At 63.3% G+C, this 17,564-nt stretch carries 17 protein-coding genes; 12 read left to right on the top strand and 5 right to left on the bottom strand.

The genetic code is table 11. From position 1 onward, the window contains the following. Positions 1 to 2: 2 nt before the first annotated feature. The 12 genes from LD110_RS01760 (at position 3) to LD110_RS01705 (ending at position 11,576) form a co-directional block, all read left to right on the top strand. The gene (locus tag LD110_RS01760; RefSeq protein ID WP_225495925.1) at positions 3 to 719 is read left to right on the top strand and encodes an HAD hydrolase-like protein; all 717 of its coding nucleotides are present in this window, start codon (positions 3 to 5) and stop codon (positions 717 to 719) included. Then, the gene (locus tag LD110_RS01755; RefSeq protein ID WP_225495923.1) at positions 706 to 1,374 is read left to right on the top strand and encodes a 1-acyl-sn-glycerol-3-phosphate acyltransferase; all 669 of its coding nucleotides are present in this window, start codon (positions 706 to 708) and stop codon (positions 1,372 to 1,374) included. The genes LD110_RS01760 and LD110_RS01755 overlap by 14 nt, the downstream gene beginning before the upstream one ends. Positions 1,375 to 1,435: 61 nt before the next feature. Beyond that, positions 1,436 to 3,439: an excinuclease ABC subunit UvrC gene (gene uvrC / locus LD110_RS01750; protein ID WP_225495921.1), complete on the top strand. Its 2,004-nt coding sequence runs from the start codon at positions 1,436 to 1,438 to the stop codon at positions 3,437 to 3,439. Between the two features lie 148 nt (positions 3,440 to 3,587). After that, on the top strand, positions 3,588 to 4,514 hold the full coding sequence (gene rapZ, locus LD110_RS01745) for an RNase adapter RapZ (protein ID WP_225495919.1): 927 nt from the start codon (positions 3,588 to 3,590) through the stop codon (positions 4,512 to 4,514). Next, a complete protein-coding gene (gene yvcK, locus LD110_RS01740; RefSeq protein ID WP_225495917.1) occupies positions 4,514 to 5,527 on the top strand; it encodes a uridine diphosphate-N-acetylglucosamine-binding protein YvcK in 1,014 nt (337 codons plus the stop codon). The genes rapZ and yvcK overlap by 1 nt, the downstream gene beginning before the upstream one ends. A 9-nt stretch (positions 5,528 to 5,536) precedes the next feature. Continuing rightward, positions 5,537 to 6,517: a DNA-binding protein WhiA gene (whiA, locus tag LD110_RS01735; RefSeq protein WP_225495915.1), complete on the top strand. Its 981-nt coding sequence runs from the start codon at positions 5,537 to 5,539 to the stop codon at positions 6,515 to 6,517. Between the two features lie 114 nt (positions 6,518 to 6,631). After that, positions 6,632 to 7,258 carry a superoxide dismutase gene (locus tag LD110_RS01730; protein ID WP_225495914.1) on the top strand — a complete coding sequence of 209 codons (627 nt, stop codon included), beginning with the start codon at positions 6,632 to 6,634 and terminating at the stop codon, positions 7,256 to 7,258. A gap of 267 nt (positions 7,259 to 7,525) precedes the next feature. Continuing rightward, complete coding sequence (gene gap, locus LD110_RS01725) at positions 7,526 to 8,533, top strand: type I glyceraldehyde-3-phosphate dehydrogenase (RefSeq protein WP_225495913.1); 1,008 nt, start codon at positions 7,526 to 7,528, stop codon at positions 8,531 to 8,533. 9 nt (positions 8,534 to 8,542) lie between these two features. Beyond that, a complete protein-coding gene (gene pgk / locus LD110_RS01720) occupies positions 8,543 to 9,769 on the top strand; it encodes a phosphoglycerate kinase (RefSeq protein ID WP_225495912.1) in 1,227 nt (408 codons plus the stop codon). Positions 9,770 to 9,843: 74 nt separating this feature from the next. Next, positions 9,844 to 10,659, top strand: a complete 816-nt coding sequence (gene tpiA, locus LD110_RS01715; RefSeq protein WP_225495911.1) for a triose-phosphate isomerase — start codon at positions 9,844 to 9,846, stop codon at positions 10,657 to 10,659. Positions 10,660 to 10,706: 47 nt separating this feature from the next. Next, on the top strand, positions 10,707 to 10,964 hold the full coding sequence (gene secG / locus LD110_RS01710) for a preprotein translocase subunit SecG (RefSeq protein ID WP_225495910.1): 258 nt from the start codon (positions 10,707 to 10,709) through the stop codon (positions 10,962 to 10,964). A 180-nt stretch (positions 10,965 to 11,144) separates the two neighbouring features. Beyond that, the gene (locus tag LD110_RS01705) at positions 11,145 to 11,576 is read left to right on the top strand and encodes an RNA polymerase-binding protein RbpA (RefSeq protein ID WP_225495909.1); all 432 of its coding nucleotides are present in this window, start codon (positions 11,145 to 11,147) and stop codon (positions 11,574 to 11,576) included. Here LD110_RS01705 and pgl read toward each other — a convergent pair. Genes pgl through tal form a run of 5 tightly spaced genes read right to left on the bottom strand, consistent with a single transcriptional unit; the run spans position 11,493 to position 17,564 of the window. After that, entirely contained in the window at positions 11,493 to 12,311 is an 819-nt protein-coding gene (pgl, locus tag LD110_RS01700) for a 6-phosphogluconolactonase (RefSeq protein ID WP_225495907.1), read from the bottom strand. The two genes, LD110_RS01705 and pgl, sit on opposite strands and share 84 nt — an antisense overlap. Beyond that, positions 12,301 to 13,242 (bottom strand): glucose-6-phosphate dehydrogenase assembly protein OpcA, encoded by a 942-nt coding sequence (locus LD110_RS01695; RefSeq protein ID WP_225495905.1) that lies wholly within the window; start codon positions 13,240 to 13,242, stop codon positions 12,301 to 12,303. Before LD110_RS01695 ends, pgl begins: the two co-directional genes overlap by 11 nt. After that, a complete protein-coding gene (zwf, locus tag LD110_RS01690) occupies positions 13,239 to 14,795 on the bottom strand; it encodes a glucose-6-phosphate dehydrogenase (protein WP_225495903.1) in 1,557 nt (518 codons plus the stop codon). The genes LD110_RS01695 and zwf overlap by 4 nt, the downstream gene beginning before the upstream one ends. Positions 14,796 to 14,810: 15 nt before the next feature. Next, positions 14,811 to 16,442 (bottom strand): glucose-6-phosphate isomerase, encoded by a 1,632-nt coding sequence (locus LD110_RS01685; protein ID WP_225495901.1) that lies wholly within the window; start codon positions 16,440 to 16,442, stop codon positions 14,811 to 14,813. Positions 16,443 to 16,448: 6 nt separating this feature from the next. Further along, on the bottom strand, positions 16,449 to 17,564 hold the full coding sequence (tal, locus tag LD110_RS01680; RefSeq protein ID WP_225495899.1) for a transaldolase: 1,116 nt from the start codon (positions 17,562 to 17,564) through the stop codon (positions 16,449 to 16,451).

The raw sequence follows: 17,564 nt of genomic DNA, 5'->3' as shown, positions 1-17,564 counted from the left end.
CGGTGACTCAAACGACGGTGCCCGTAATTTTCGACCTGGACGGCACCCTTGTCGATCCCGCCGGAGGAATCACAGGCGGTATCGCCGAAGCCATGGCCTCACTGGGGCTGCCCGTGCCGCCCCAGCCTGTACTGGACGCCATGGTCGGGCCGAAACTGAGCGACTCACTGCAGCGCATTGCCCAGGTTCCGCTCCACCTCGTGGATGAGGTCATCGCCCGCTACCGCGCCCATTACCGGGCAACGGGCATTGCACAAGGCCGCCTGTATCCCGGAATCCGCGAACTGCTGGTGCATTTCACTGACTCGGGCCGGCCGGCCGCAGTGGCCACGCAGAAGCCGCAGGGCCTAGCGCGGGTAGTGCTGGAGCATCATGGCATTGCGGATCATTTCGTCTCGATCCGTGGCGCATCAGACGACGAGTCTCTTGGCGCCAACACTGCCTCGGACAAGATCCACATTGTTGGTGCCGCATTGGGCGATCTGGAGTCTCAAGCAGCCGTGATGGTAGGGGATCGGCACCAGGACGTAGCCGGTGCCATGGCCAATGGACTGGACTGCATCGGCGTGGATTGGGGTTTCGCGCGCCCTGGTGAGTTGGAAGCGGCCGGTGCGGTGGCCGTCGTCGGGAGCACAGGTGAGTTACGCGGCAAACTTGAAGAATTTGACGCTGTCCGGACGGCAGCCCTGAGCGAGGTACACAACGATGGCAGTCTTTGAGGCAATCCGCTGGACAACCCGTGGCCTGATCTCGGGCACGTGCCGACCCACGATAGTTGGACTGGAAAATGTGCCTCAGGAAGGTCCCTTTATTGTTGCTCCGAATCACCTGTCCTTTTTTGACAGTGTCATCATCCAGGCGCTGATGCCCCGCTCGGTGGCGTTCTTCGCCAAGGCCGAGTACTTCAACGGCAAGGGCTTCAAGGGACGCGTGATGAAATCGTTCTTCGAAGGCGTTGGATCCATCCCCGTAGAACGAGGCGAGCAGGCAGCAAGCGTCGCGGCCCTCAAGACACTCCTGGACATCCTGGAAAGCGGTAAGGGTGTGGGGATCTACCCCGAAGGGACTCGGTCCCGCGATGGCATCCTGTACCGCGGCCGTACCGGTGTCGGCTGGCTTGCCCTGACCACGGGTGCACCTGTAGTGCCGGTGGGGCTGATCGACACTGACAAGCTCCAACCCGTGGACAAGAATTCGGTCCGCCCCCAGCACTTCTCCATGAAGGTGGGAAGGCCGCTCTATTTCGACAAAACGGGGCCCGATCACTCTTTGCCCGCCCGTCGCCAGGTGACGGACAAAATCATGGACGCCATCGCGGAGTTGAGCGGCCAAGAGCGCTCCACCAGCTACAACCAAAGCAAGTCATCCGAATAAGCGGCTTGCTGACCACTGCTGAAGGTCAAGGCGTCGGGCCCGAACTTACTAGACTTGAATAGTGGCAGATCCATCGAGCTACCGGCCTAACACCGGCGAAATACCCACCAACCCGGGCGTCTATCGTTTCCGCGACCCGCACGGCCGGGTGATCTATGTGGGTAAGGCGAAGAACCTTCGCTCAAGGCTCAACTCGTATTTCGCCAACCCTGCGGGCCTCATGCCTAAAACGCACGCCATGGTGCACGCAGCCAACAGCGTTGAGTGGACGGTAGTAGGCAGCGAACTCGAATCGCTGCAGCTTGAATACACCTGGATCAAGGAATTCAAACCGCGGTTCAACGTGATGTTCCGCGACGACAAGACCTACCCCTATCTCGCGGTTACCATGGGGGAGAAGTTACCCCGGGTCCAGGTAATGCGCGGCGAGCGGCGCAAAGGCAACCGCTATTTTGGGCCCTACACTGCCGGCGCCATCCGTGAGACCATGGACACCCTGCTCCGCGTCTTTCCGGTGCGAAGTTGCAGCCCCGGTGTCCTCAAGCGGGCGCAAGCCTCCGGGCGTCCATGCCTGCTCGGCTACATCGACAAGTGTTCCGCGCCGTGTGTAGGCCGGGTAACGCCGGAGGAGCACCGCGCCATCGCCGAGGACTTCTGTTCCTTCATGGGCGGCGAGGCAACACGATTCATCAACAAGCTGGAAAAGGAAATGGCGGCCTCAGTCGCGGAACTCGACTACGAGAGCGCCGCCCGGCTCCGCGATGACATCATTGCCCTCCGGAAGGTCTTCGAGCGCAACGCGGTTGTACTGTCTGAAGATACAGACGCGGACCTCTTCGCCCTGCATGAGGACGAGCTTGAGGCGTCCGTGCAGGTATTCAACGTCCGCGGCGGCAGGGTCCGCGGTCAACGCGGCTGGGTGGTGGAGAAAGTCGAGGACACCACGACGGCGGAACTCATCGAGCACTTGCTTCAACAGGTCTACGGCGAAGATGCCGAATACCAGGGCCGGATCCCGCGCGAAGTCCTCGTCCCGGAGATGCCCAGCAACAGTGACGAGCTGGCCCAATGGCTGGGCGGTCTGCGCGGAGCCAGGGTTGCCATCCGTGTTCCGCAGCGCGGGGACAAGGCCGCCCTGATGGGTACGGTGCGGGAGAACGCCGAGCATGCACTGAAACTGCACAAGGTCAGGCGCGCGGGTGACATCACCACACGATCCCTGGCCCTGCAGGAGCTCCAGGAGGCGCTTGAGCTTCCCGTACCGTTGCTTCGCATCGAATGCTTCGACATCTCCCATGTCCAAGGAACCAACGTTGTTGCCTCGATGGTGGTGGTGGAAGACGGGCTCCCCAAGAAGTCCGACTATCGCAAGTTCTCGATCACGGGTTCCGCCGCCGTTGACGACACCGCGGCGATGCACGACGTCTTGACGCGGCGCTTCCGGCACTATCTAGTGGACAAAGCGGCGCAGCCGCCCGTTTCAGGGGAGATTCCCGGCGAGGTTGGCCAGGCGGCCACGGCCGGCGGCGGGACGGCAACTGCCGTCCTCACGGAAACAAAAGCCAAGTTTGCCTACCCGCCTAACCTGGTGGTGGTCGACGGCGGCAAGCCGCAGGTTAACGCCGCGGCGCGCGCCCTCACCGAGCTTGGCATCGATGACGTCTACGTGGTGGGCCTGGCCAAGAGGCTGGAGGAAGTTTGGCTCCCGGACAGCGACTTCCCGGTGATTTTGCCAAGAACATCGCAAGGACTGTACCTCCTGCAACGCATCCGTGACGAGGCGCACCGCTTCGCTATTTCCTTCCACCGGCAAAAGCGCGGGAAGGCGATGACCGTGTCTGCGCTGGACGGGGTCCCCGGCCTGGGGGAAGCCAAGCGCAAGGCCCTCGTGGCCCATTTCGGATCGCTCAAGAAGATCAAAGCCGCATCGGCGCTCGAGCTTACTGAGGCCAAGGGCATTGGACCGACCCTCGCGGAAGCCATTGTCAGCCATCTGGCCGGAGACACCGCAAAAGACGCCGCACCATCGGTGAACATGACAACCGGCGAAATCCTCGATTCTTAGTTAGGGTTGAGGGGAAGCTGCCGCATGTGGGGAGGCAGGAGCGCCACGGCTCTACGGCGCTCTGGCGCACCGGATTTCCGGCCGCGCCGGACACCCGACGGCGGGCAGCGCCACCAGACCACTGAACGGCAGAAACGGGGCAGCACCGATGGCAGACGCAATGGCAGAATCCGGGATAACGGACGAGGAGGGCCTCATGCCCATCAAGCCCGTGGAATCGGAACTGCTGGTGGTCACCGGAATGTCCGGAGCCGGCCGCAGTACGGCCTCCGACGCCTTGGAGGACCACGGCTGGTACGTTGTGGAGAATCTTCCTCCCCAAATGCTCGGAACCTTGGCAGACATCGTTTCCCACGCTCCACAGTCGATTCCGCGGCTGGCCGTCGTCGTCGATGTGCGTAGCAAGGGCCTCTTCACGGACATCAGGACGGCGCTGGGCGCGCTTAGTGCCAGCGGTGTGACGTTCCGGGTCCTCTTCCTGGACGCCAAGGACGACGTGCTGGTCCGCCGCTTCGAACAAGGCCGGCGTCCACACCCGCTGCAGGGTGGGGGCCGGATCCTCGACGGGATCGCAGCCGAACGGGAGGTGCTCAAGGAACTTCGGGATTCCGCGGACATCATCCTGGACACTTCCACGTTCAACGTTCACGGCCTGGCCACCGCCATTACCGAACTGTTCAGTGAAACGGGGCCGGTGGCTCTCCGCCTGAACATCATGAGTTTCGGTTTCAAGTACGGCCTCCCCGTGGACGCCAACTTCGTGGCCGACGCCCGCTTTATCCCCAACCCCCATTGGGTTCCGCAGTTGCGGCCCCACACCGGCCTCGACGCCGATGTCAGCGACTACGTGCTCGACGCAGATGGAGTCCGAAGCTTTGTGGACCGCTATGTCCAGGCGCTCGAGCCTGTACTGGACGGTTACCGTCGCGAGAACAAGCACTACGCCACCATCGCGGTCGGCTGCACAGGTGGCAAGCACCGTTCGGTTGCGGTCGCCGTCGAACTTTCCAAGCGGCTGGCGCAATATCCAAGGGTCACCGTAACCACGACGCACCGCGATTTGGGCCGCGAATAATGGGGGTGCTGACCGGCCCGCTGCCGCTTGTCCCGCCTTCGGGAACGCCCGGCAGCCAGCAGGGCAAGAATCCTTCAGTGGTGGCCCTGGGCGGTGGCCACGGCCTTTCGGCCTCCCTTTCCGCGCTGCGGCTGCTGACCTCCGAACTGACGGCGGTAGTCACCGTAGCGGACGACGGCGGCTCGTCCGGGCGGCTCCGCGAGGAGTACGGTGTCCTGCCCCCCGGAGACCTGCGAATGGCCTTGTCCGCGCTCTGCGATGACACGGACTGGGGGCGAACGTGGCGCGACGTGATGCAACACCGTTTCCGGTCGCCCCGGGGCAACGGGTCGTTGGACGATCATGCCATGGGCAACCTGCTCATTGTGACCTTGTGGGAATTGCTGGGAGATACGGTTGGCGGCCTGAAGTGGGCAGGTGCGCTCCTGGGTGCGCGAGGCCAGGTGCTGCCGATGTCCAGCGTCCCCCTGACCATCGAAGGCGATGTACGCGTGCCATCCGCCGGCGGCGGCTGGGAAGTTCAAACACTGCGAGGCCAGGCCAAATGCGCAGTAGCGGGGAAACTGGAAGAGGTCCGTCTGATACCTGAGGCTGCGCCCGCCTGCATTGAGGCTTTGACGGCCATTGAGCTTGCGGACTGGGTCATCCTTGGCCCCGGATCGTGGTACACCTCGGTGTTGCCGCACCTGCTCTTGCCTGAATTGCGGACTGCGCTATGCAACACGGCCGCCAAGAGGTGCCTCACCATGAACCTCGCGCCGGACACCAAGGAAACCTCGGGCATGACCGCTGCGGACCACCTCGACGTGCTGCGCCGGTACGCCCCGGAATTCAGCGTGGACGTGGTGCTGGCTGACCCGGACGCAGTGTCTGACATCAATGCGTTCGAAAAGGCGGCGGGAATGATCGGCGCCGAAGTTGTCTTCGGTAAAGTAGGTGCGTCGCGCCGCAGGCCCGTCCATGATCCCCTGCGCCTCGCTGCGGCTTACCACGATATCTTCGGGAACAGTTAGGAAGGTCCAATGGCACTGACGTCGGACGTCAAGGAAGAGCTGTCCCGGCTGGACATCAAGAAGTCCTCGGTGCGAAAGGCCGAGGTATCAGCCACACTTCGCTTTGCAGGCGGACTACACATCATTTCCGGCAGGATCGTCATCGAAGCCGAGGTCGATCTCGCTTCCACGGCCCGTCGGCTCAAGACAGCCATCTCGGAGGTCTACGGCCACCAGGCCGAAATCATCGTGGTCTCCGGCGGCGGCCTTCGACGCGGGAACCGTTACGTTGTGCGTGTGGTGCGCGACGGCGAGGCCCTCGCCCGCCAAACCGGGCTGCTTGACGGACGGGGCCGCCCCGTCCGCGGCCTGCCATCCGTCGTCGTGAACGGATCCGCCGCCGACGCGGAAGCCGTTTGGCGGGGCGCCTTCCTGGCACACGGCTCCCTCACGGAGCCGGGCCGGTCGTCGTCGTTGGAAGTCACTTGTCCCGGCCCCGAATCGGCCCTGGCGCTGGTCGGTGCCGCCCGCCGCCTCGGGATCCAGGCCAAGGCCCGCGAGGTCAGGGGAGTGGACCGCGTGGTCATTCGCGACGGCGACACAATCGCCGCGCTCCTGACGCGCATGGGCGCGCATGACGCGCTGATGAAGTGGGAAGAGCGCCGCATGCGCAAAGAAGTCAGGGCAACGGCCAATCGGCTGGCGAATTTCGACGACGCCAACCTGCGTCGCTCGGCCCAGGCGGCTGTCGCTGCCGGCGCCCGTGTGGACCGCGCGTTGGAGATCTTGGGTGAAGACGTCCCCGAGCACCTCAAGTACGCCGGCGAGCTGCGGGTTGCGCATAAGCAGGCCAGCCTCGACGAACTCGGCCGTTTGGCCGATCCGCCCATGACCAAGGATGCGATTGCCGGCCGCATCCGCCGGTTGCTGGCCATGGCCGACAAGCGCGCCGTGGACCTGGGGATTCCTGGCACTGAGGCGAATGTGACGCCGGACATGATGGAAGAGTAGCCGCGGGGCCTAGAATCAGGGGCGCCAGCAAGGTTTCCGGCCGGTCCGCCTGCCGGGGAGAAAGAACGAGAGAAGTACCAAAACGGACCTAGGTCCAAGACATTGGAGGATTTCGTGACCGAGTACGTACTGCCAGAGCTCAGCTACGACTACGCAGCCCTCGAGCCGCACATTTCGGCGAAGATCATGGAGCTGCACCACAGCAAGCACCACGCCGCCTACGTTGCGGGTGCCAACAACGCCCTGGCCCAGCTGGCGGAAGCACGCGAAAAGGGTGACTTCGCCAACATCAACCGCCTGTCCAAGGACCTGGCCTTCCACACTGGCGGACACATCAACCACTCCGTCTTCTGGAACAACCTCTCCCCGGACGGTGGCGACAAGCCCGAGGGCGAACTGGCTGCGGCGATTGACGACGCCTTCGGTTCCTTTGACGCATTCCGCGCCCAGTTCACGGCCGCTGCGCTCGGCTTGCAGGGCTCCGGTTGGGGCTTCCTGGCCTACGAGCCCATCGGCGGCAACCTGGTCATCGAGCAGCTCTACGACCAGCAGGGCAACGTGGCGGTAGGCACCACGCCGCTGCTGATGCTGGACATGTGGGAGCACGCTTTCTACCTGGACTACGTCAACGTGAAGGCTGACTACGTGAAGGCCTTCTGGAACATCGTCAACTGGGCCGATGTCGCCAAGCGCTTTGACGCCGCCCGCAAGAACGCGAGCGGTCTCATCACCCTTTCCTAAGGTGTGACCGGCCGTACACGTCTCTGTAACAAACTTCACATTTAGCCCAGTTTTGGCCAAATGCTGGATTGCCTGCCCCCGCAGTTGCGGGGGCAGGTCCACTTAAACGTAAGATGGGTCACGGAAGGCGGTTAGCCTTCAGCAACGTGGCTGGTCGCCCTCCGATCTGGAAAATATCTCTGCCCAACGGCGTGCGGGATCTGTTAGTTGGAAACCACATCCGACTGCACTAGGAGTGCTCTCACAAGCACTAAGGAGACTAATAACGTGACGACCCGTATTGGTATCAACGGCTTCGGCCGCATCGGCCGCAACTTCTTCCGCGCAGCCCTTTCCCAGGGTGCAGACCTCGAGATCGTAGCTGTTAACGACCTCACCAGCCCGGAGACCTTGGCCCACCTTCTGAAGTACGACTCGGTGGGCGGTCGCCTGAAGGAGTCCGTTGAGGTCAACGACGGCCAGCTCGTCGTCGATGGCAAGCCCATCAAGGTCCTCGCAGAGCGCGACCCCGCCAACCTGCCCTGGGGTGACCTGGGCGTCGATATCGTCATTGAGTCCACCGGCTTCTTCACCAAGGCCGCGGCGGCCAAGAAGCACCTCGAGGCAGGCGCCAAGAAGGTCCTGATCTCCGCTCCGGCCACGGACGAAGATGTCACCATCGTGATGGGCGTCAACCACGAGCAGTACGACCCGGCTGCGCACAACATCATCTCGAACGCCTCCTGCACCACCAACTGCCTCGGCCCGCTGGCCAAGGTCATCAACGACGCCTTCGGCATCGAACGTGGCCTCATGACCACGGTTCACGCCTACACGGCAGACCAGAACCTTCAGGACGGCCCCCACGGCGATCTTCGCCGCGCACGCGCAGCTGCCATCAACATGGTGCCCACTTCCACCGGCGCGGCCAAGGCCATTGGCCTGGTCCTGCCTGAGCTGAAGGGCAAGCTGGACGGTTACGCCATCCGCGTCCCAGTTCCCACCGGTTCCGCCACCGACCTCACCGTCACCGTTTCTCGCGAAGTTACCGTGGCGGAGGTCAACGCAGCCGTCAAGACCGCTGCCGAGGCTGAACTCAAGGGAATCCTCAGCTACGTTGACGCTCCTATCGTCTCCTCTGACATCGTCGGTGACGCAACGTCGTCCATTTTCGACGCCGGTTTGACCAAGGTCATTGGCAACCAGGTCAAGGTTGTGTCTTGGTATGACAACGAATGGGGATACTCCAACCGCCTCGTAGACCTCACGGAGCTCGTTGCATCCAAGCTGGGCTAGGGTAGACACATGACGTCTCACACCCTCAACGAACTCATCGCTGAAGGTGTCCGCGGGCGGTACATTCTGGTCCGAAGTGACCTGAATGTGCCGCTCGACGGCTCTACAGTGACTGACGACGGCCGCATCAAAGCTTCCCTTCCCGTTATCTCCAAGCTCTCGGACGCCGGTGCCCGTGTGCTGGTTACGGCGCACCTTGGCCGGCCCAAGGGCAACCCTGATCCCAAGTACTCGCTGAAGCCAGCTGCAGACCGACTCGCCGAATTGGCGCCCTTCAAGGTGTCGCTGGCCGAGGACACTGTTGGCGAATCGGCAAAGTCCCAAGCCGCTGCACTGGCTGACGGGGACGTCCTGGTGTTGGAAAACGTTCGCTTCGACGCCCGTGAAACCAGCAAGGATCAAGCCGAGCGTGGCGCGTTTGCGGACGAGCTCGTGGCCCTGACCGGAAGCAACGGCGCCTACGTGGACGATGCCTTCGGCGCAGTGCACCGCAAGCACGCCAGCGTCTATGACGTCGCCAACCGCCTGCCGTCCTACCAGGGCGACCTGGTGCACACGGAGGTTGAAGTACTCCAGAAGCTCACCAAAGAACCCCAGCGTCCCTACGTTGTGGTCCTCGGCGGCTCCAAGGTGTCGGACAAGTTGGCCGTTATAAACAACCTCATTGGCAAGGCTGACACCATCCTCGTGGGCGGCGGGATGCTGTTCACGTTCCTCGCTGCGGCAGGTCACAAAGTGGCCTCCAGCCTGCTCGAGGAGGACCAGATCACGGTGGTTCAGGAATACCTGAAGCGGGCAGCCGACGCAGGGACCCAATTTGTCATCCCCACTGACGTGGTCGTAGCCAGCCGCTTTGCCGCGGATGCTGACCACCAGACGGTCAGTGCGGATGCCATCGAGGAAAGCTCTTTCGGGACCTCCGGCATCGGCCTGGACATCGGACCCGATTCGGCCGCGACCTTCGCAGGACACATCAAGGCAGCCAAGACGGTCTTCTGGAACGGGCCCATGGGCGTCTTCGAATTCCCGGCTTTTGCCGCCGGTACCCGCGCTGTGGCCCAGGCTCTCACCGAGACCGAGGCGTTCACCGTCGTCGGCGGTGGTGACTCCGCAGCGGCTGTCAGGACCCTCGGCTTCGACGACGGTCAGTTTGGCCATATTTCCACCGGCGGCGGCGCCAGCCTGGAATACCTTGAGGGCAAGGAACTTCCCGGCCTGAGTGTCCTGGACCGCTAGGACCCAGCAGCCGGCAGGCGCAATCCCGCGCCTGCCGGCTGCTCCATATTTTTTGAGTACCTATTGGAGATCATGTGACTAGCTCGACCAACGGCGCTTTCGACCGCAAGCCGTTCATCGCAGGCAACTGGAAGATGAACATGGACCACGTCCAGGCAATCACCCTGCTGCAGAAGCTCGCTTGGACGCTGTCGGACGCCAAGCACGACTATGACCGCGTCGAAGTGGCGGTCTTCCCGCCCTTTACGGACCTCCGCGGCGTGCAGACCCTGGTCCAGGGTGATGAGCTGCGCATTGCTTACGGGGGACAGGACCTGTCGGCGCAAGACTCCGGTGCCTACACGGGTGACATCTCCGGTCAGTTCCTCAACAAGCTCGGCTGCGACTACGTCCTGGTGGGCCACAGCGAACGCCGCACCATCCACGGCGAGACCGACGAGCTCCTCAACGCCAAAACCAAGGCTGCTTTCCGTCACTCGCTCACTCCTGTGCTTTGCGTAGGTGAGGGCCTCGACGTTCGCCAGGCAGGCAATCACGTCGAACACACGCTGGCCCAGTTGCGCGCCGACGTTGCGGGCCTCGATGCCGAACAGGCCGCCAAGCTCGTCGTGGCCTACGAACCCGTCTGGGCCATCGGAACCGGCGAGGTTGCAGGACCTGAGGACGCGCAGGAGATGTGCGCCGCTATCCGCGCTGAACTCGCAACCCTCTTCGACGCCACCGTCGCGGACCAGGCCCGCCTCCTCTATGGTGGTTCCGTGAAGGCCAACAACGCAGCAGCGATCCTGGCCGAACGGGACGTTGACGGCCTGCTGGTTGGTGGCGCCAGCCTCGACCCTGCCGAGTTTGCTAACATTGTCAGGTTCGAGAGCCACCTGACGGCCAACTAGCGCCGCCCCGGTCAAGCCCCCGTCTATCCAACTTCCGAAAGGCCGTCGTGGACGTTCTTCATGTCATCCTGCAGATCCTTCTGGGCATCACCAGCCTGCTGCTGACGCTGCTCATTCTCCTGCACAAGGGACGCGGCGGCGGCCTGTCCGACATGTTCGGCGGCGGCATGAGTTCGGGCCTGAGTTCCTCCGGTGTGGCAGAGCGGAACCTCAACCGCTTCACGATCATCCTCGGGGTCACCTGGGGCGTGGTGATCATCGCCCTTGGTCTCCTGGTTCGTTTCTCTACAGTCGGGGATTCCTAGGCGTCCAACTTTGCCCGCTCTGTAGGCGGGACAAGCGTCAAAGCACTGTGGCCTGGGCAAGCAAGCCCGGGTCATAGTGCTTTAAGGTGCCAATAATGTCTACCTGCCGGAGCCGCAGTGCCCGGATTAGACTAGGGCTGTTGGCGTCGCCAGCACCCGTTCGAGCCCCAGGGGGTAGCGATGGTTCATGGCACATCCGGATTCCGAGGCACCCGTGTGGGTGTCGCATTCGGCGAGTCGCCCAAGAACGAGACTGACAGTCATGTCGGTGACAACCTGCCGCGCATCCAGGTGTCATATTGGTGCAACAAGGGCCATGAAACGCGGCTCGTCTTCCTGAAGCTGCCCGAGGACCAGATCCCGTTGGACTGGGACTGCCGGAAGTGTGGTGGTGTGGCGGGGCGTAACCCAGCCCATGCTCCGGAGGCGAGGCATGACGAAGAGGCCTACAAGAGCCATCTCGACTACGTTAAAGAAAGACGCTCCAGCCAAGACGCTGAAATTGTCCTGGCCGGAGCGCTGGAACGCTTACGCGCCCGCGGGGTCCTTTCGGACGAGCTGCTGCGGGACACGGGAGGCGGCGTTTTCGTCGATGAGCCACAGGGTCCTTGACCGTCCGGCAGGGCCAGCCGCCGGCACCTGAACCGGATTCGCACCAGCAAGGGCCAGGCCGACGGCGCCAGCCTTGTCCTCGCCTGCGACAACCATCCACACTTCTTCCGCGTGGTTGATGGCCGGCAGTGTCAGGGAGATCCGGGACGGCGGGGGCTTGGGAGAATTCTCTACCCCCACAACTGCTTTGTCCTTGACTCGGACAGCAGCCTGCTCAGGGAACAGAGAAGCAATGTGCGCATCTGGGCCGACACCCAGCAGGAGGATGTCGAAGCGCGGCAATGTGCCCGCCTGATCAGGACGGTTGTCGGACATATCAGCCGCGTGCTCGGCCTCTGCAGCTTCCCTCAAACGCCTCGCATAGTCTTCGGCTGCATCCTGCGGGCTTGCAAACTCATCCGACGACCCAGGCTTGTGGACCCTCTCCGGATCAACGGGAATGTGGGCAAGCAGTGCTTGCTCAGCCTGGAGCGAATTGCGGTCGGCGTCGTTAGCCCCCACGAAACGCTCGTCTCCCCACCAGAAATTCACTCGCGACCAATCCACGGCTGGCGCAGCGGGGGAAGCCGCTACCGCTTTGAGCGTTCCGATGCCCACAGTGCCGCCCGTGAGCACCACCGTGGCTTCGCCGTACTTGTCCTGCACGTCAACGAGTTTGGTGATGAGCCGGGCCGCGATGGCGGCCATCAGCACTGCGGAGTCTGGATGGATGCTTACTCTGGGGTCAGCTGTCACTGGGCCGTTCACTCCTCTGGTTGGTTCGTGGCAGTCCCATGGTAATCACTTCGCCGAACACCTCGTCCGGGTCCAAGCGCCTAAGCTCCTCGGCCAGGCAGTCCTGCAGGCTCCGCCGGGGGAGGGAGATGCGCTGGGACGGCTGCCCCGGCTGCGTTAGCTCCGCAACGGAAAGTCCGGGACGCACCAACTGCACGTCGCCGGTCTCCCTGGTCAGGCGTACACGGCGGATGCCGGTGCCAGCAGGATCCGCAACGATCTCAACCGGCGCGTCGAGGGCCAGCGCCAGCCATGATGCGAGCAGCAGCGTGCTAGGGGAATCCGAGGCGCCCTCGACGGCGATCGCGGTTACCGGGGCGTCGTCAACCTGGTCCAGGACCGCCGCGAGCTGGATACGCCAGTTGGTGAGCCTGGTCCAGGCGAGGTCGGTGTCACCGGCCTTGTAGGTGGACCTAATGCGTTCCAATGCCTGCTGCGGGTCCGGCTCATTGGCTGAGTCCGTGATACGGCGGTGGGCGATCTTGCCGATGGATGTTTCGCAGGCGTTTTCCGGGGCGCCGTGGGGCCACCAGGCCACAATCGGTGCGTCGGGAAGCAGGAGCCCCGCCACCAGCGATTCGCTTTCCTTGGCGAGCTGGCCGTAGCCGCGAAGCACAATCACTTCGGAGGCGCCGGCGTCGCCACCCACTCGTATTTGGGCGTCGAGCCTGTCCGCTGCATCCCTGCCTGCGTCCGCAAGGACAATGATGCGGCAGGGGTGCTCGCGACTGGCTTCGTTGGCCGCTTCGATGGCCTCTTCTTCCAGCCCGGACTTGGTGACGACCACGAGGGTGAGTACGCGGCTCAGGGCGATGACACCACCCTGCTCGCGCAGGGAAGTAATCTTCTTGGAGATCTTCGAAGTAGTTGTGTCTGGAAGATCTACGATCATGGCCTTCTCCAGGTTCGTCCGTCGCGGGCAAGCAGCTCATCCGCGGAGGCAGGCCCCCAGCTGCCGGGCGCATACGGCTCCGGCTGTTCGTCGAGGCTTGCCCAATATTCCTCGAAGGGGTCGAGGATCTTCCACGAGAGTTCCACTTCCTCATGCCGTGGGAACAGCGGAGGTTCACCGAGGAGAACGTCCAAGATCAGGCGCTCGTAAGCTTCCGGGCTGGACTCGGTGAAGGAGTGGCCATAGCCGAAGTCCATGGAGACATCGCGGATTTCCATCTGCGTGCCAGGGACCTTGGATCCGAAACGGATGGTTGCCCCCTCGTCCGGCTGGACACGGATGACCACTGCGTTCTGGCCGAAGTCGTCATCTGTGTGGTCGCGGAACAGTAGGTTGGGAGCCTTCTTGAACACGACGGCGATCTCGGTGACGCGGCGGCCGAGGCGCTTGCCGGCCCGGAGGTAGAAGGGTACGCCGTACCAGCGGCGGGTGTTGATATCCACCCGGATCGCCGCGTAGGTCTCCGTCTTGGAATCGGCCGGAATGCCATCTTCCTCGAGGTAGCCCTGCACGAGCTCACCACCCTGCCAGCCACCCGTGAACTGTCCGCGGGCGGAGTGCGTGGACAGGTCCTCGGGAAGTTTGACTGCCGCAAGAACCTTTTCCTTCTCAGCACGCAGGTCGTCTGCGTTGAAGGAAATTGGCTCTTCCATGGCCGTCAGGGCCAGGAGTTGGAGTAGGTGGTTCTGGATGACGTCCCGGGCCGCGCCAACGCCGTCATAGTACCCGGCGCGTCCGCCAGTGCCGATGTCCTCAGCCATGGTGATCTGGACGTGGTCCACGTAATTGGCGTTCCACAGGGGCTCGAACAACTGGTTGGCGAAACGGAGGGCCAGAATGTTCTGCACCGTTTCCTTGCCCAGGTAGTGATCGATCCGGAAGACCGCATCCGGCGGGAACACCGATTCGACGATGTCATTCAGCTTCCGGGCCGACTCGAGGTCGTGCCCGAAGGGCTTCTCGATTACAACGCGGCGCCACTGCCCTTCGTTGCCCTGGGCAAGGCCGTGCTTGGAGAGTTGGCGGCAAACCTGCTCAAAGGCCTTGGGCGGAATGGACAGGTAGAAGCCATGGTTTCCCCGCGTTCCGCGGTTCTCGTCCAATTCGTCAAGGGTTTCCTGAAGACGCTTGAAAGCGTGGTCGTCGTCGAAGTCTCCCTGGACGAACCGGATGCCCTCGGACAGTTGGTTCCAGACAGCTTCGTCAAACGGCGTGCGCGAATTCGCCTTGACGTTCTCTTTCACCTCAGCGGCGAAGTCCTCGTTGTCCCACTGCCGGCGGCCAAAGCCAACCAAGGCGAAGCTCGGCGGCAGGAGCCCGCGGTTGGCGAGGTCGTAGACGGCCGGCATGAGTTTTTTCCGGGCCAGGTCGCCCGTGACTCCGAAGAACACGAGCGACGACGGCCCTGCAATGCGGCTTAGGCGCCGGTCGCGCGGATCCCTAAGGGGATTGCGCAGACCGGCGGCCCTTTTGCCGGTTTCAGTATCTGGCATGTTTGCTGTTGTGCCTTAGCTTTCAAGCGCGCTGGCCTGGCCGGCCAGTGCTGCAACGATGTCCTGGAGCTGGGCGGCCCCGGCGGTGCGGTCGGTCAAGTGCAGGCGAAGCACCGGTCGGCCGTGATCTTCCAGCACTTGGGCGTCACCTGCCGCCTGGGCGGAGATGAGTTGCCCGAACGTGAAGGGACGCTCCGGGATGGCGATGTCGGTAGACGCTGCAGCCGTGACCTGGAGGAATGCTCCGATGGCCGGACCGCCCTTGTGGAACTGGCCCGTGGAGTGAAGGAAGCGCGGACCCCAGCCGAATGTGACAGGGCGCCGGGTGGCCTCAGCCAACTGGTCCCTGGTTTCAGCCAAGCTTGCGAACGCAATCCGGTCGAAGTATGCCTGGACGCTCAGGTAACCGTCCGTGCCAAGCTCGCCGAGAAGCGCCTGCACGGCTTCGGCGGCAGTTGACGCGCCACCCAGCCAGGCTCCTCCGCGAACCTCAACGGCACCGTCCGTAAAAGCAGCGGGCGTCGGCTCGGGCCGAGCGTCCAACAGTCCGCGCGCGGCCACCTTGGCGGCTTCGACGTCGGGCTGGTCAAACGGGTTGATACCCAAAAGGCGACCGGCAACTGCCGTTGCAAATTCCCACACCAGCATCTGGCCGGCAAGGCCGCCGGCGATCGCAACTTCGTTTTCGCGAAGCTCGACGTCGGCGTCGGCACCAACCAGCCGGATGACGAGCACGTCGTCCGCCCCGATCCGCGCCTCGGGGGAATCGGGACCCGCCACGACCGGCAATACGCCTGTGCCGGACTTGCCCGTCGACTCTGCAATCAGCTGCTCGGCCCAATCGGCAAAGCCGACGATGCCGGAGCCGTCCTCCGCGATGACAATCTTGTTCCGGAGCGGAGACGTACCACCAAGGGCGGCGCCCAAGGCCAGTCCGATGTTGTCCGCGGAGTCCTCGTTGAGAACCTCGGCAGCCTCTTCGGCTTCATCCAGCAGCGCCTGGATGTCCACGCCGGCAAGGCCGGACGGAACCAGTCCGAATGCGGTCAGCGCGGAAAAGCGGCCGCCAACGTTGGGGTCAGCGTTGAACACGGCACGGTAACCTGCTTCCCGGGAAGCCTTGTCCAAGGGAGAACCCGGATCCGTGACGATGATGATGCGACGTGTGGCATCGATACCGGCGTCGGCAAACGCCTTTTCGAAGATTCGGCGCTGGGAATCGGTCTCCACGGTGGAACCGGACTTGGACGAAACAACGATTGCCGTCTCGGCCAGGCGGTCCGCGAGGGCAGCGCCGACCTGTTCAGGGTCGGTGCTGTCCAGCACAGTCAGCTCGACGCCAGCGGTGCCGGTGATGACCTCGGGTGCCAGGGATGAACCGCCCATGCCGCACAGGACGATGTGCGTGATGCCTTCGGCGCGAAGTTCATCACGGAGCGCCAGAATGTCCGATACGAGCGGCTGCGAAACAGCATGGGCCTCAACCCAGCCGAGGCGGATAGCCGACTCCGACTCTGCTTCAGGCCCCCACAGCGTGTAGTCCTTGGCAAAAATCCGAGTGGCTACCTCGTCCTCGACAAGGACGGGGACGTGCTGCTCGATGGCCTGCTGCGCGGCACCGCTGGCGACGTAGCTGAGAGTGCTCATAGTTGCTTAAGAGGCCTTCCGTGCGGAGGAGAGGGCGCCTTCGACGTCGGCCAGGAGTTCCTTCCAGCTGGCGACGAACTTGTCCAGGCCTTCGGATTCGAGGACGGCGACAACATCGTTGTAGGAGATGCCCAGGCCTTCGAGGGCGTTGAGGACGCCGTTGGCTTCCTCGTAAGTGCCCGCGACGGCGTTGGCGGTGACCTCGGCGTGGTCGAAGGTTGCCTCAAGGGTCTTTTCCGGCATGGTGTTCACGGTGCCGGGAGCGACCAGCTCGGTCACGTAGAGCGTGTCCGGGTAGGCCGGGTCCTTGACGCCAGTGGAGGCCCACAGCGGACGCTGCGGCAGGGCGCCTGCCTCCGCCAGCAGGGCCCAGCGCTCGGTGGAGAACTGCTCTTCGTAGACCTGGTAGGCCAGGCGGGCGTTGGCTACGCCAGCCTTGCCCTTGAGTGCCTTGGCTTCCTCCGTACCGATCTTGTCCAGGCGCTTGTCAATCTCCGTGTCCACGCGGGAGACGAAGAACGAGGCGACGGAGTGGATCTTGGACAGGTCGTGGCCGTTCTCCTTGGCCTGTTCCAGGCCAGACTGGAACGCGTTGATGACTGCCCGATAGCGCTCCAGGGAGAAGATGAGGGTCACGTTGACGCTAATGCCCTCGGCCAAGGTGGCGGTGATGGCCTCAAGGCCTTCCAAAGTTGCCGGGATCTTGATGTGGACGTTGTCCTTGCCAACCTTGTTGTAAAGGTGCTTGGCCTCAGCAATAGTGGCTGCCGTGTCCCAGGCGAGACGCGGGTCTACTTCGATGGACACGCGGCCGTCGATGCCCTTGGTCGCGGCGGCAATCGGTGCGAAGAGGTCGCAGGCGTCGGCGACATCTGTGGTGGTGATCTCGAAGATCGTCTCGTCCAGGCTGGCACCGGTGGCTGCCAGCTCGGCGATCTTGCCGTCGTAGTAGTGGCCGGTGGTGATCGCCGCGTGGAAGATGGACGGGTTGGTGGTCACACCGACGACGTTCTTTTCGTCGATGAGCTTCTGCAGGCTGCCGCTGGAGAGGCGCTCACGGGAGAGATCGTCAAGCCAGATGGACACGCCGGCATCGGAGAGAAGCTGGATGGGGGTGGTCAT

It is taken from the genome of Arthrobacter sp. M4, assembly GCF_020251205.1.
Classification (GTDB): Bacteria; Actinomycetota; Actinomycetes; order Actinomycetales; family Micrococcaceae; genus Arthrobacter.
Note: the sequence above shows the minus strand (reverse complement) of the source record. Positions and strands in the feature narration are given on the sequence as shown.